This is a genomic window from Sulfuricurvum sp., from assembly GCF_028710345.1.
Lineage (GTDB): Bacteria > Campylobacterota > Campylobacteria > Campylobacterales > Sulfurimonadaceae > Sulfuricurvum.
Map to the genome: position 1 here is coordinate 39,405 of NZ_JAQTUH010000001.1, position 15,748 is coordinate 55,152.

General features: G+C 42.3%; 12 protein-coding genes. 4 read left to right on the plus strand and 8 right to left on the minus strand.

The features are described from left to right. Positions 1-216 precede the first annotated feature (216 nt). Positions 217-2,379: a TonB-dependent receptor gene (locus tag PHC76_RS00195; protein ID WP_299969278.1), complete on the plus strand. Its 2,163-nt coding sequence runs from the start codon at positions 217-219 to the stop codon at positions 2,377-2,379. 13 nt (positions 2,380-2,392) lie between these two features. Continuing rightward, positions 2,393-3,235 carry a DJ-1/PfpI family protein gene (locus PHC76_RS00200; protein ID WP_299969276.1) on the plus strand — a complete coding sequence of 281 codons (843 nt, stop codon included), beginning with the start codon at positions 2,393-2,395 and terminating at the stop codon, positions 3,233-3,235. Positions 3,236-3,350: 115 nt separating this feature from the next. On the opposite strand, the gene PHC76_RS00205 is transcribed toward PHC76_RS00200, so the two are convergent. The 8 genes from PHC76_RS00205 to PHC76_RS00240 form a co-directional block, all read right to left on the minus strand. Beyond that, positions 3,351-4,265, minus strand: a complete 915-nt coding sequence (locus tag PHC76_RS00205; protein WP_299969274.1) for a 4Fe-4S dicluster domain-containing protein — start codon at positions 4,263-4,265, stop codon at positions 3,351-3,353. Then, positions 4,265-4,753: a thioredoxin family protein gene (locus PHC76_RS00210; RefSeq protein ID WP_299969272.1), complete on the minus strand. Its 489-nt coding sequence runs from the start codon at positions 4,751-4,753 to the stop codon at positions 4,265-4,267. Before PHC76_RS00210 ends, PHC76_RS00205 begins: the two co-directional genes overlap by 1 nt. A 137-nt stretch (positions 4,754-4,890) precedes the next feature. Continuing rightward, complete coding sequence (locus PHC76_RS00215; protein ID WP_299969270.1) at positions 4,891-6,213, minus strand: c-type cytochrome; 1,323 nt, start codon at positions 6,211-6,213, stop codon at positions 4,891-4,893. After that, positions 6,213-7,607 (minus strand): cytochrome c, encoded by a 1,395-nt coding sequence (locus tag PHC76_RS00220; protein ID WP_299969268.1) that lies wholly within the window; start codon positions 7,605-7,607, stop codon positions 6,213-6,215. The genes PHC76_RS00215 and PHC76_RS00220 overlap by 1 nt, the downstream gene beginning before the upstream one ends. A gap of 426 nt (positions 7,608-8,033) precedes the next feature. Then, positions 8,034-9,545, minus strand: coding sequence for an HD domain-containing phosphohydrolase (locus PHC76_RS00225; RefSeq protein ID WP_299969266.1), 1,512 nt, complete (start codon positions 9,543-9,545; stop codon positions 8,034-8,036). Further along, positions 9,535-9,936 (minus strand): hypothetical protein, encoded by a 402-nt coding sequence (locus tag PHC76_RS00230; RefSeq protein WP_299969264.1) that lies wholly within the window; start codon positions 9,934-9,936, stop codon positions 9,535-9,537. Before PHC76_RS00230 ends, PHC76_RS00225 begins: the two co-directional genes overlap by 11 nt. Next, a complete protein-coding gene (locus tag PHC76_RS00235) occupies positions 9,936-10,928 on the minus strand; it encodes a hypothetical protein (RefSeq protein ID WP_299969262.1) in 993 nt (330 codons plus the stop codon). Before PHC76_RS00235 ends, PHC76_RS00230 begins: the two co-directional genes overlap by 1 nt. Positions 10,929-11,005: 77 nt before the next feature. Next, positions 11,006-11,764: a M15 family metallopeptidase gene (locus PHC76_RS00240; RefSeq protein ID WP_299969260.1), complete on the minus strand. Its 759-nt coding sequence runs from the start codon at positions 11,762-11,764 to the stop codon at positions 11,006-11,008. A 124-nt stretch (positions 11,765-11,888) separates the two neighbouring features. Between PHC76_RS00240 and PHC76_RS00245 the strand changes: the two genes are divergently transcribed. Together PHC76_RS00245 and PHC76_RS00250 are read left to right on the plus strand one after the other, a co-directional pair. Continuing rightward, positions 11,889-13,226: a diguanylate cyclase gene (locus PHC76_RS00245; RefSeq protein ID WP_299969258.1), complete on the plus strand. Its 1,338-nt coding sequence runs from the start codon at positions 11,889-11,891 to the stop codon at positions 13,224-13,226. Further along, a complete protein-coding gene (locus PHC76_RS00250; protein WP_299969256.1) occupies positions 13,223-15,742 on the plus strand; it encodes an EAL domain-containing protein in 2,520 nt (839 codons plus the stop codon). The genes PHC76_RS00245 and PHC76_RS00250 overlap by 4 nt, the downstream gene beginning before the upstream one ends. The last annotated feature ends 6 nt before the right edge of the window (positions 15,743-15,748 follow it).

A 15,748-nucleotide genomic window follows, 5' to 3' on the forward strand; every position in this document is an offset into this window, starting at 1 on the left:
TTAAGAAGAGGGAAAAATTTATAATTTTTACGTAATAAGTTATATTATATTAACTTATGTTTATTTCACTCCAAATGTGTATAAATTTTGATTCTCAAAGCAATAGTGTGAATTTTAGTAATTTTTACGTCATGTTGAGTTGCCTAAAGAGGCTCTCTTAACACTATTGTAACACTTCTGTTTTATTGTCTAGCATATATTCTTATAGGACTAGACATGACTTCTTCTTTCATCATACGACGAACTGTATTATCCAGTTTGGCGGCTGGATATTTATGTATTGCTAATGCACAAGATACGGTGCAAATCGAAAAAATTCAAATAACGGCAGATACGGAAAAAAGCTATAGCGCTACGTCAGCAAGTGTGGGGACTCGAACAGATACTTCTATCGTAGAGATACCTCAATCGATTATTACGGTTAAAAAAGAGGTGATTGAGGATCAGGGATCAAAAACTCTATCGGATGCTTTACGAAATGTGAGTAATGTGAATAGTGTCGATAAACGTGACTCCAATATCGTCGGATTTAAAATCCGAGGGTTTAACTCTGCAACCGTTATCGATGGGATTGCGATGCCGGGGTATTTTCCAAATCAGGAAAGTTTGGTTAATGTCGAGCGTATCGATGTTGTCAAAGGACCATCGGGTGCTTTGTTTGGCAGTTCACAAGGTGCAGGAACTTATGGAACGCTGGGGGGAACGGTTGCGATAACAACCAGTGAGCCTGAAGCGGTAGCAACACAAAAGCTAGGGATGAAATTTGGTAGCTACGGAGAGAAAGGTGGATCATTTGATATTAATCAACCGATTAATAATGAGTTGGCAGTTCGATTGGTTGGGGAAATATCGGATAGCGACAGCGAAACAGATAATGTATATTTTAAGAAAAAAGCACTTTTCCCATCCTTTTCATGGAGACCAAGCGGACAAACAAGTGTCGTATTAAGATTACGTTATTTGGATGATGAAACGCTTGATTACAGTGGATTGCCGATCAAAGGGACGCTTGATACTTCTACTCATACTTTAGCACGTAGTACCAACATTACTGCGAATGGACTTCCCGCAACAACCACAACTTCCAAGGGAGCAAATTTACAAGTCGATCAAGTAATTGTAAAAGATTGGAAATTTAATTTGGTGGCAGGATACAATGAGATCGAAGTGGATGAGCGTGGTGTATATGCGACCACTTCAGCCGACTTTTTCGGAATGTCCTATGGTTCTGCGGATATATCAGCAAATCTTTTTGGGGTGCGTTTGTGGGATAAATGGAAAACAACTACGCTTTCTCCAAGTGTAACAGGAAAATTTATGACAGGTTCTATCGAGCATACCTTGATGGGAGGGATTGATTATGAAAAAACAAAAGATGATGCCTTTATGGTCGTATCGGATCCACTGGGATATATGATTTCACCGTTGAACGGATTTACTCCGGTTAATTTAACGAATCCGACGTATCCTAACTGGGTGGAACCCGTAGCACCCTCTACACCTACTCAACAAAATACCTATCGTTCGAGCGTCGTCTATTTACAAGATCAAATGGATATTGGCAATTTGCATCTTTTGGGAAGCGTACGACATTCAAGAATCAACATTGATGATGCCAATACAGATCCACTTTTCGGTGGTACGAGCAACCATACCACCAACACATCAACAACTCCTCGTGTAGGGGCAACCTATGAATTTACCCCTGAGTTTTCGATTTTTTCAGGATACAGCGAAGGGATAAAAGTCCCTACGGGCTCTAAATTTACCACCCCTCCAAAACCCGAAGAATCAGAGCAAAAAGAGATTGGTTTGCGTTTGAGTAAATTTGCAGGGATTAGTGCAACTTTAGCATGGTTTGATTTGAAACGTAAAAATGCAGCGGTTGCCGATTCTGCACACCCTGGTTATTCAATACAAACCGGAATACAACAGTCTAAAGGTGTTGATTTGGACGTATTATGGGAAGTGAACCCGTCGTGGAAATGGATCGGTGCTTTCACAACCCAAACCGCAAAAATTACCGAAGATACAACCACATCTAGGGTTGGAAAACAACTCTTTAACGTCCCTGAAAAATCGGCACGAATAGCAACCCGCTACGATGTGATGGGTGGTACATTGGATGGATTAGGGATGGGGTTGGGGATGACGTATCGCTCAGAACTCCCTGTAAATACAACCAATACGGCATTTACCCCATCAGCGTCTGTATGGGATGCGCAGCTCTCTTATAAAATGGCACATGCGCGTTATGGAATTAACATTAACAATCTACTTGGTAAAGAGTATTACATCCCCTCAGCTTATTTCGGTGGCGGGCAAGTGACACCGGCATCTCCAAGAACGGTTATGGCTACCGCAATGTTTACGTTCTAAAAAGTTAGCTAGAATGGAACGCCGAAAATTTACACAAATAGTAGCCATGATGGGGATGGCTTCGCTTTTTGGCGGAGCAACCTCGTCTTGCGCATCGCAACAATCAACACACGTGAGTGAAGAGAAACAACACGCAGATGCGATGGCGCAATACAGCGATTTAAGTGGTGGTGAACATCTCATAATCGGTATGCTCGTTTATCCAGAAATGTATCTTTTGGATTTTGTCGGTCCCCTGAGCGTTTTTGAATCCTTGATGAACCGCGAAATACATTTGATATGGAAAAATTCAGAACCTATTTCTAGTACATCGTCTCATATCCAAATCACCCCTACGACCACGTTTGAAAATTGTCCTGAACATTTGGATGTGTTGTTCGTCCCAGGCGGTGTCCCAGGGACGTTTACGATGATGGAAGATTTGGAAGTGTTATCTTTTTTAGCTACAAAAGGGAAAACAGCACGCTACATTTCGAGCGTTTGTACCGGATCGTTGATTTTAGGATCAGCGGGGTTATTGAATGGTTATAGAGCAACTTCGTATTGGTCGCTCAAGGATGTGTTAAGTGAATTTGGTGCTATTGTTTGCGATGAGCGTGTTGTTGTAGACCGTAACCGTATAACAGGGGGCGGGGTAACTGCTGGAATTGATTTGGCATTAACCATAACCGAACGTCTACGGAACCAAACCTATGCGAAAGCGATACAACTGTATTTAGAATACGATCCCGCACCACCCTTTAACTCAGGCTCACCGGAAAAAGCTCCTAAAGTCGTGAAAAAGTTTCTATTGGATATGTTTCAAGGGATGCATGAAAAAGCATTGACTATTGCAAAGAAAAAAGTGAGAGTCTAATTATTCATCCACATTAAGAGTATTGAGTGCAGCACCAATATAGACAATACTAGTGTTAATGTCGTCAATTTTTTATTTGATGGCGACATCGGTTTTGGTGATGCGTGTAATTCGCTCATTGGTTACCTTTAAAGCTATTAGTATGTAAATGTTGATTCTCCAGTCGGCAAGAGTCGAGTCGATTGGAGTTGCTCAAAAATATCACTCCGGCAAACATAAAGAGGGTAATGGCTATTAGTGCAATCATAAACCCTTTTCCTCTCCCTCCTGCTCTCAAACTTGAGCGTTGATCATGTGAAATCAGCGTCGTAATATTGGGATTTTTGGCAAATGTTTTTTCGCATGCCACTTCACAGAGTCCACATTGGATACATCGGATGTCAAAACCTTGACGAATATCGAGAGAGGGGATGGGGCAAATTTTAACACACCCTTCGCATTCGGTACACTCACTACTCGGATCATCAAAACGGTAGGTGAGGCGATCTTCTATCGGCAATATGGCACACATCGCACCATAAGGACACAGATAGGCGCAATACCACCCCTGCACCATATACACCTCGGCAATCATCAGCAATGAGAGGAGGATGACCAACCACCCCGCAAAAGTGAGATGAGCTATCGCATCGATAAGCTCATTGGTGCTGATTCCATACGCCACTACTGAAAATGCCAGCATGGAAGCTAAAGCGGTGAGGAGGGTAAAGCCTCCGATTTTCGAGAGTATCGATTTTTTCTTTCTACTAAACAGAGTAAGTAAATGGGCAAAAAAGGTGTTGGGGCACAATGTTCCGCAATAAAATCGCGATAGGGTCAGTGTGCTGATGAGTGCGATTCCGATTCCTAAAAGGAGGAGCAGTGCAATGAGGGAGTAGGTTCCCATCTCGATACCAAATCCACCCATTTCGAGGCGGTTATGGGAAAAATTGAAGAGCAAGAGATGAAAATCTCCGAGGATTATCCACGGAATTGCCATAAAAGGGATGAGGAGGGCTAAAAATGCTCTGTTTTGGTGTAAAAATTTCATTACATCCCCTTTCTATTTTGTTTCCACGAATCAATTCGTTGTTCGGGTGGGAGAGTGCCATTCTCCAGCCGCCCCTCTTCGAGTCGTTGAATCAGAGCATTGAGGATTGTTTTGTCAGGAATCGCCTGAAATCGTTTGACCACCATACCGCTATGATCGGCGATAAGAATATAGGGGATAGTTTCACCCAACCCTAATTTTTTGGCATCTTTTAGGGCCATTGGGCTTTCCACATTGATAGTGCTGATATGAAGATTAGGGTGTTTTTTTGTCATCTCTTCCATTAAGGAGAGTGTTTTTTTGCAGGGTGGACACCATGAAGTGTAAAAGGTGACAATGTTTACAGATGCGCTTGGTTGAAAATAGGGGGTATTTTTGAGTGAAAGAGGGGTGCTAAATGCCGAAATCGTCATGAGAATAGGAAAAAACAATATTCTCACAAGAGAACCGAATACGTTGTGAATCTTTAAGGAGGTCGATTTTTGCATATTGGGTTCTCTTTTGAAAATATTTCAAAATTCATTCGCTCTGAGCTTGTCAAAAAGTAGTTGATTTAGGGTTTGACAAGCTTATAACGAATAGAAGATTGATGGTGTCATCCCGTTTTACGGGGATGACGGGAATATTACTTTTGTTTTAACACCCATTCAACGAGAGTTTTTGCCTCGTCATCGGTGAGTGTTTGTGTAGGCATTGGAGTTTCACCCCATTTACCTTGGCTACCATTTTTGACTGAGGCGATGAGAACATCGGCGCTTTCGCCTTTGGCAGCAACCTCTTTATAAGCAGGTCCTACGAGTTTAGTATCAACACTGTGACATGCTAAACACCCTTTCGAATCTGCTAGTGATACCGCCGGATCGAGAACGACAGCCGGAGCATTTTTCATCTCCTCTTTGTGTGCTTTGTACTCGGTGATGACGTTGGTCATGTATTCTTGAGTCGCTTCGGCTTGAAGTTGAAGCGGTTCTTCGAAACTTACCACGCGGATACCGTGACGAGCTGTCGCCATCAATGTTACTGCTACAATCATCAATACCATTGCTTTGGTTGCATCCGATCCATTAAACTCTTCATTGCTAAAGCGTTTGAGGAGGAAGAAAAACAAAATCAACAATACCGCTGATGCCGCAAATGGCAAGAAGACAAACGGTGTATGAATATACGCTTCACTGATACGTGGGCTGAAGGCGAAAAATACCAACGGTAAAACAGCAATATTGACAGGTGCTGCCCACATAAACCATTTTTTACCTTGATCAATCGCCAAACGACCTACTTCTGCATCTTCTCCGCCCGCTTTAACCCATTTGACTCCAAGATAGATCATGACGATCCCTGTGAAAGCAAATGCGGTGAGGAAGAAGTTGATGAGACGGAAGAACGTCAACGGAGTCAACATAATGTCCCAAATATTTTTCACCGTTGCAAATAATTCCGGTTGCAAATAGAGATTTGACATCGACATAAACACCGGAGGCAACGTATAGAACGTCAATACTGCAACGAGCCCGATAGAGATATGGAACCCTTTGTGTTCATGCAATGCATGCCAGCTAAATTTGTACGCATACGAGAGTAAGAACGCGAAGATATTCCCGTAAATGATATGCAAAATATGCGGAGATACTTTGAGAATCGCCGTATAGAAAAATCCGGTATAGAGTACCGAGATAACCAAGAGTGGAGCGACCCCCCACAATGCCCCCATATTTTCACTAATGGTGGTAGGGTTGGTCATTTTGTATGCCAACAAATCGTTTGTTTTGGACTTTTTGAATACCCCAAAGATATTGTAGAGAACCGACGCCGTCGAAGCTCCGATTAGGGTATAGATAAATGCGATGTGCACGACAAAAACGATAACACCGAGGCTGTCAAAAAACCAGCCCGGTAGTCCCATCGTCGGTACGACGAGGGGGATGTCAAAAGGGAGTTTCCAGTTCATTATTTGATCTCTCCTCTTTTATTAAGTGATGCGAGATACGCCGCTAACGCGTCTTTCTCGGCTTCGGTTCCGGTAAACGGAGGCATATACGGTGTTCCACCACCCGGTAGGTTGTTGAGTCGGTTACGAATCGCCTCTTGACTCCACCCTTTGGTTAGGAATTTGAGACCGTTGATACCGTTTTCAGTATGGCAGGCACGACATTCGATTTGGGCAATCGTGTGACCCACTTCGATGAGGTTTGATTTATCCTCTTTGAGCACTTTTTTATCTTCATCGACAAAGACGGCGTGTTTGAGAATCCCTACTTTGTTTAGGTATGGCACGTCGGTAACACGGATACCGTTGGCATACATGTAGTTATAGATGAGGTAAGGTTTACGGATAAACTCACGGGTACGCTCTTCGTAACCCCAAAAGAGCATAAATGCCGCAACCATAAGAGTAGCGGCAATGTATGGCATACGTTTTGGTGAGAAGTAGGCAATAATCGTTGTAAGAACAACCGTTCCGCCGATACCGCTGATAATCATGTGCATCAAATCCATTTTATCGGCAAATGCTCTCGTCATCATTGCGGTTGGGATCATCGCACGCGCCGCTTCAGGGATTTGGAGCAGATAGTAATATCCAAATGCTGCAGCAACCGGAACCGTGACTATCATAATGGTTGCGAAAAATTTGATCATCCGCTCTTTGGTTGCACGAATCTCTTCATCTTTACTGAAGCTGGTTATGAGCCACGTCCATAGAATAGCAAGTGCTCCGGCAAACGCGATGGAACTAAAGGTTCGCATCATAAGTCCCGGTATCCATGTCGGATTAAAAAGGGCATTGTTGTAATTAACGACTCCCGGATATACTTCCGGATCAATCCATGGCTGACCATCGAAGTTCGGTGTCAACATAAAGCCCAAAATCGCGGTAATAATCAGCATTGTTACCCATGAAGAGACGGCGTAAAAAATTCCGAATTTAACCGATTTAGAACGTCCTTCTGCTGTTTCGGCTTTAGGTTTCCATGTCATAAACCAGAAGAGGAGCAATACGACTTCGAAGTTAAATACGATCCATTCGATAAACCATTTCCAAAAGAAGACGCGGATGAGTCCGCCGATAGCATTTGGGCTGATGATATTAGCGTGAATCCACATCCCGATTCCAGTGAGGGCACCGACAGAGGTAGTGATGATAAAAAAGACCATGAGGAGACGATAGACGGTTTCATACCCCGCCAAATCATTTTTCTTGTTGGTCCACCAAGCGGCGAGAGCAAGCACCACAGACCCTCCGACAGCACCGCCATGAGAGACGAATACGTGGATGATCGCATTGATTGCCATGAGCATTCTTAGCCCAATCGTAGGCATTTCGAATATGGGGAAATCGAACATATATATCCTTTATGTTTTATATCATGCCCATGAGCGAAGCCCATTGGCATGGCAGGGAACAGATGTCCCTTACAACTCCCTAAAGCTTTTTGCATAAATACAAAAGATTTTAAAAGAGTGCATTTGAAAGGTGTATATGCACGACAACGTCGGAGAAATAGCCAAAAATTTGCTATAATAAGACGTTGCTATGCAATACGTTTTTCCGTTTGCTTGAGAGCTGCAATTTTCACAGCAGACGGATCGTTTTGATGGCTTACTACGACGTTAATCCTCCTTCTCTCTTCTAATTTGGTTATTTCAGAGTGTTATTATTTCATTCTAGTGTTACATTTGTGTTAAGTGATTAGTGATTTTATTTAATTTTTCTTTTAGACTATTAAAATAGTAAATTGGGAGCGGTAAATATTAGGGAAAGATAGCTTATTAAAGGCAGTGATCTCTAAAGGTCTCACGAATGAGTAAAAACTCCTCTAAATGGTCGAAAAAGATATCGATGAGTTGAGGATCGAAATGGCGACCTCTTTCTTCTTTAAAGAGTGTAAAAATACGTTCATCTTCCCACGCTTTTTTATAAACGCGATCACTTCCAAGGGCATCAAAGACATCGGCTAGCGCGGTAATACGTCCATAAATATGGATGGCTTCCCCCGATAAACCTCTGGGATAACCGCTTCCATCCCATTTCTCATGATGTTCATAAGCGACGATAGCGGCCGCTTGGAGCAGGGTGCGATTGGAGTGTTTGAGCATCTCATACCCAAGTGCCGCATGGGTGTCCATGATCCGTCGCTCCTCTTCATCAAAACGTCCCGGTTTGTTGAGTACGGCATCGGGGATAGCCACTTTACCGATATCGTGCATCGGAGAAGCTTGTTTAATCATTTCTGCCTCCCCTGAGTCTAATCCATAATAGAGGGCGAGAAGTTTCGAGTATTCGGCTACCCTTTTGACATGATTTCCCGTCTCTTTGGAACGACTCTCCCCGATAGAACCCATCGTAAAGACAACTTCTCTTTGGGTCTCTTCAATCTCTTCATTAAGGTCGGTTATTTCATGGAGAGCGTGATCCATACCGTTAATCATGGTATTAAATGAGAAGGCGAGTTCCCCTATTTCATCGTGACGATTGAGGGTCACTTGTTGGGTATAGTCTTGGGTATGGGTGATTTTTTTGGCGGTATTGGAGAGGGTGATGATTGGTTGGATTAAGTAAGTTGCGATGTAATAAGCGGCGATAGAGATAAAAATTCCTCCCCCTAACAACAAGAGGACAAACCATAGTTCGTATTTGTATAGCAATTTATAGGCTAATGCTTTCTCTTCTTCGAGAACAATAGTGATATTGGGAGTCGATTCCAGTGTTTTAGAGACTTCAATCGAATCGGTAAAAACAGAAGGTCTTAGTGCCGTTTGTCCATCCAAATAGAGGAGATAGTAGTGTCGATCTGCGGTGTTGGAAAAGAAATTGGAAAAATTGGTGACAGGGTAGATAAGGGAAAGTGTCCCCACTTTGTCAGAGGAGATATTGGAAAAAACGGGGATACTAAAAAAAGGGTTTTGAGGAGTCTCTTTACCGATCATCGTAAAATCGCTTGAAGCGACAATTACCCCTTTGGTATCGGAGAGATAAAAATCTCCGGTAATTTTGAGGTCTGTTTTTTTGGAGAGAAGGGAGTTACTGATCCGTCTGTCCAAATCTTTTGTGTAAATATCGTTCATGATATCAGATTTGGCTAAAAAGTCCATATCGTTATGAAGGGTATGGAGGTGCTGATTGATCCTCTCTACACTCATCCCTAGCTGGGTGTTCATCTCCTGTGTTGCCGATTCATAGAGCTCTTGTCGAAAAGAGTTACCCAGCATAAACATTGTCAGAGCGTAGGGGATGAGGCTTATTGCCAAAAAGAGGAGGATAGTTTTGAGTTTAAAACTCATAAATAACCTTTACTCCCGAGTCAACCATAGAAGCAGGGATATACCCGATAGCCCCTTCAACATTTTGGACAAACAGTTTGACCGATTCGGAAGAGGATTGGGTGATGGGGGGGGATATCCCTTGGAAGTGTTGTTTTATCCAATAGGTATTTAAGCTCTCTCGATTCATTCTTATAATCTGTGATTCAAATAAGATACGTGAATCCTCTTGCCCCACGAGATTGATAGGGATTACTTTTTGATCTCCCAATGAGTGGCGTTTCATCAGGAAAATATCTCGTATTTGTTGTGCTGTAGCAGTAGAAAAAGGGGACTTTTTCGAGGTAATTACAGCGTACTCAGATGCTGAAAAGATTCCGATAAAGCAGCAAAGTAAAACTAGCGTTTTCATTAAAAAAGTACCGAAAAAGAGAGTAGGACACAATCAAGGTTTTCTTGAGAATGCCATTGGTATTCCCCTTTGATGGAGACGGGATAGAGTGGCCGATAACTGTATCCGAGGATACCGATATTGTCAGTATAGTTTTGATGCTGATCGTTATAATACTCATATCGTCCGATAAGGGCATGTTCGTTTGAAAAATGGTAAACGCTTTGGAGATATCCGCTTCTAACGTAATCATTTTGACTATCAGAATACTCTTTTTTTGCAATAACCCCTTCTGCGGTGAGCAGTAATGGTTGGCTGTCGTATTTCCAGTTTGCTTGGATAAATCGTGTTTTTTCTTTTGAATTAAGGGGTGTAAATTCCCCTATACTTCCCCCTACACTTATATTTGAAGGGAATTCATGTTCCAGTGATAACCCATAAAAATGGGTATTAGGGATATTGATATACTCTTCATCCATATCGTGGGTAGATTGTCCAAAAAGATGATATCGAGTTGAATCGCATTGAGGGATATAGCCATTAATATCAATACCGGTTAAAAATTTTGGGAATAAAAGCATACTGTAGAGAGGGTTAGAGGTAGTATCGCGTAAAACATTAATAGGTTCAAGATTCCAATATCCGATGGGGGTGATTTGTTTTCCAAAACGGATATTAAAGGCATCAGAGATCCATGCATCTCCATAAAGTCGTTCGATGTGAAATTTTTGGGTTCCACCATCGCTTCCATCGGTAAAGTTTTTTTGGTAAAAACCTACCGCTTCCAGCTCTCCCAAATACGAAAAACGTGAATTAATATCACCGTATGCCAAAACGGCTACATCATCAAAAGTTAATGTGTCTTTTTGCTCATTTGATTGGAACCCACTAGAGAAATATCCCCCTACTGTTAAGGTATCGTTTAGGGTGGCACCATGCCCTAATTCATAAGCGTATAATTGTGCAGAGATGGAAACGAGGATGAGGGTAGAAAGAAATTTTTTTAGATGCACTCGTAATCCTTATGATTTCAAATAAATTTATAATACCATAAAATAAAGTAAGAAATACTTTTTGTTAGTATCATTAATTATTGTATTCTTTGGCACGATGGGGCGAGAAGCTCAGGGCGGTATTCGAAGTGCATTGTATCGTAGTGATACCATCGACCTCCCCAGATAAAGCCGTGTTTTTCAAAAATTTGGACTATAGAGAGAGGCATGGTGTTTTTATAGCCAATGAGAGCCGTTTCAGAGGGGGCTTCGTCTTTCCAATATTGTGTCGTGTTGGGGGCTAAATCGATAGCAATACCATAACTGTGCATTGAGAGGCGGTCGGTGTCTTTGATGACGCGGTAGCAGTAAGTAGTTGCCCCCTCAGCCCAGATGCGATCTTTTTTAGGAAGACGCGCAATCTCTTGACCGATGGCGTAAAGGGCTTTATCCGCACCGGCTACTTTGGTCACGGGGAGGTTAATAGACCCCTTGAGTGTCGGCCATTTGATTTGGACAAGATTCTTCTCTATCGCTTTTTGATCCTTGCCATAGAGGGCTTGAAAAAAAGGCTGATAACGTAAACGCCCTGGATCGAAAAGATACGATGGCGGGGTATCGTGCCCACCTGCATCATAGTGTTGTTCGAGTTGGGTTGCGAGATCGGCATGGTTTATTTTTTCATCCCATGAGGATTTTGAATCATTTGTATGATACGGAAATTTTGTTCCATCTTTTAGAATCAGTGTGTTTTCATCAGCACTTTGGACAAGGTCGGGATACCCTTGTACGTAACATTGAGGATTAGCATAGATAAAACCACTAAGGATGGTGAGAGAGAGTAGTAGTTTGAACATCAATATCCTGCAAAAATAGGTGAAAAATTATAGCTTAGAATGGAGAAAAAAAAGTTTTTAAGATTCTATTTTCTTTTTAAGATGAGTAGCAGTATTATTAAAAGATCAAATAGGAGCTTATTTAATGTTTTTTCCTACACTTGGGCTGATTGCAACAACCAATGTTATAACGGTCGATATCCACCATACTATTCAAGATGCGCTCGATAAAATGCATCACCATAATCATCGTAGTGTTGTCGTTGTGAATAAAACGCTCCACTATATTATCACGACGAAAGATATTATCCGTCTCAAGCTAGAGGGGACCACTTTTTCAACCCCTCTTTCTCAAATTTCACTCCGTCCTCTCCCCATGGTTGATAAAGATAGCAATATTATCAGCGCTCTCAACCTTACCAATGAGATGGATGAACATATTTGTGTCTGTAACGTTGACGGTAGTCTCTATGGTTTGGTGACTAATAGCGATATTGTTGCCAGTGTTGACCCGCAGGTTATTTTAGATACTCTTCAAATTGCCACCATATTTGATAAAAAATACGGCTACAAAAGTTTTCCGCCGTACACTCCGATGATAGAGGTGCTGGAATATATGAAAGATTCTCTGAGTGATTGTGTCATCATTCAAGAGGGTTCTTTACCTCTGGGGATACTGACCTCCAAAGATATCCTCCGATTTATCGGTGATGAAAGTGCTATTAAATTGCCTATTTCTGATGTTATGTCTACACCGGTTGATACGTTGAGTGCAACGGCTTCTATCGGCGAAGGGCTAGAGTATCTTAAAAGCAGTCATTTTAAACGGATTGTCGTCACCGATGATGAGGGGAAGGTGATGGGGATTGTGACACAACAGGATCTTATCTCCCGTACGTATCTAAAATGGTCACAATTGATGCAAGATCATTTTAGACAGTTTGAAGAGATTACCCAAATTTTGCAACAAAAAAATCACCACTTGACACAGCTAGCGACCAAAGATTCTCTGACTCAAATTCATAACCGCCATATGTTTACGGAGCTTTTTGCCAAAGAACTTTCCATTCTCAAACGTCAATCGACAAAACTTTCGTTATTGATGATGGATTTGGATCATTTTAAGCGAGTGAATGATACTCACGGGCACAATATGGGTGATTTGGTTTTAAAACAGTTTTCAGAATTAGTAAGCTCATTAGTACGTGAATCCGATCTTTTTGCAAGATGGGGTGGAGAGGAATTCGTCCTTTTGCTGCGCAATAGCGGATGTGAAGAGGGATATAGTGTCGGAGAAAAGATCCGTTTATATCTTGAAGCGGAGAACTTTGATATGGTTGGGCAGATAACGTGCAGTATAGGGATAACCGAGGTGAATTCTGAAGATACGATTCAAAGTGCTATAGAGCGAGCCGATAACGCCCTTTATTCGGCAAAAGATGCGGGGCGTAACCGCACAATAGCGTGTGAGGTACATCAATGAAACAGGTTACATTGGAGACGATTTTATCGCATAAAGTCATTACCCTTAATTCGAGTGATACTATTGTCAAAGCTCTTGAATTAATGACAGATTATGCAATCAGTTCAGTAGTTATTACCGATGATGAAAAGCGTCCTATAGGTATTTTTACCGAACATGATGCACTAAAAGTAGTAGCAGAGGCAATCGAGACCTCTACCGAACTTGGCGAAGTGATGACACAAAATCCATTTTGTGTGGTTCTAACGATGCAGATGCATGATGCATACGCCCTGATGGAAGAGAAGCATTTTCGTCATCTTATCGTTGTCGATAAAGAGGGGTATTTTGCAGGTGTGATTACCGAGGGGGATTTTCTCCGTCATATCGGGTTGGAGCATCTGACCAAATTTAAAACAGTCGGTGAAGCGATGAGTGAATCACCGCTGATTGTAGAACTGCAAACGACCCTTGTTGAAGCGGCGGTTCTGATGAATGAGCGTAAGTGTGATTACGCAATCGTCCTTCGGGGCGTTAATCCTATAGGGGTGATTACGGAACGGGATATTGCCCATCGATGCGCTAAAGATAGTTGTGTTTCTGAAGAGCTGGTTGAAGATTTATTTCACAGTGATATTGTGATTGTAGAAAAAGAGATAGCACTGCATCATGCAGCATCAATGATGGAAGAGCATGGGGTTCATCAGCTGATAGTGGTTGATGCATTGGGGAGCCTTTCGGGTATTCTTACCCGTCATGATGTACTTCATGCAGTTCATGGGGCTTATTTCGAATATTTGATTCGGGTGATTGATGAAAAAAGTGCTGCTATTGCACGCATCAATGAACGAAAGCGCATATTAGGCAATGAAAAGAAAGAGATTGAGAAAAATGAGACAAAGCTTCGAAAGCTTTTTGAGGCACTCCCTGATAGTATTCTTTTGATTGATCGAGAAACGCTTCGGGCAGTAGAGTTTAATCAAGCGGCGCATGAACATTTGGGCTATACGGCAGAGGAATTTGGAGAGCTTTGTATTGATGACTATGAAAGTATTGAGTTGCCCGATGAGACACAACGACGGATAGACGTTATTATGCGCGAGGGTAAAGATCGTTTTGAAACCATCCATCGCGGGAAAGATGGTAGATTGTATAACGTCTGGGTAAACGTTGTTGCGGTTGAACTGGATAAACATCCTTATATGATAGCCGTATATCACGATATAACAGAGCGTAAGAAATACGAAGAACGTCTCGAAATACTGGCTAATTTTGATCCTCTCACCGGATTGGCGAATCGTGCCCGTTTGCTTTCGCATTTGCAAAACTCTATCAATCAGGCGAAACGGCATAAGAGCATCATTGCTTTGATGATGTTCGATTTGGATCGCTTTAAAGATATCAATGATAGCTACGGTCACAGCGCAGGGGATGAGGTGCTAAAATTAGTGGCAGAACGATTTGCCTCACGTTTGCGAGAAGGAGATTTAATCGCCCGTTTAGGGGGGGATGAATTTGCGATAGTGGTCGAAAATTTGGATCGTTTTGAGGATGCAGGTCGGTTGGCACAAGAGATGATTAGTGCGCTTGCGTTAGAGTATAAACTTTCAAGCGGTTCATCGGTTCATATCGGAGCGAGTGTAGGGATTGTTTTATTTCCTGAGCATGGGGGGGAATCCTCTGTACTGTTGCAACATGCAGATGCCGCTTTGTATAAAGCAAAAGATGAAGGGCGAGGTACCTATCGGTATTATACTGATGAGTTGACTGAATCGGCGCGTCGCCGAATAGAGTGCGAGATGCGATTGCGCAGAGCGGTGACGAATAACGAGTTTGAAGTTTATTATCAACCGCAAGTCCATATTTTAACCGGACATATCGTTGGTGCTGAAGCGCTTGTTCGGTGGAATGATCCAATAAGGGGAATAGTATCACCTGCGGAGTTTATCCCTATTGCAGAAGAGACGGGATTAATCGGAGAGATAGGCGAATGGGTGCTTAATGAGACGTGCCGTCAAGGGAAAATTTGGCTCGATCAGGGACATCGGCTTACGTTAGCGGTGAATCTCTCCGCCCATCAGGTTCGACATCAAAATATTATTGAGATGGTAGAATATGCCCTCAAACAATCAGGATATCCTGCTGATAGGCTTGAGCTGGAACTCACAGAGAGTGCTTTGATGCAGCACGAGGAAGAGACGGTCGCGATGTTACATAGTCTTAGAGCTCGGGGGATACGGCTTGCAATTGATGATTTTGGTACAGGGTATTCATCCCTCAGCTATCTTAAACGTTTTCCGATAGATGTGCTAAAAATCGATAAAAGTTTTGTCGATGATTTGCCGTTTGAGAAAGATGATATGGCGATAGTTACGGCAATCATTGCAATGGCTCAGGCGTTAGGATTTCAGGTTCTTGCTGAGGGGACTGAGCGGATTGAGCAGATTGAGTTTCTCAAAGAGAGAGGGTGTACGATGTATCAGGGGTACTTTAAAAGTGAGCCGGTTCCGGCAGCAGAGTTTGAAAAATTGTTATAAAGCTAA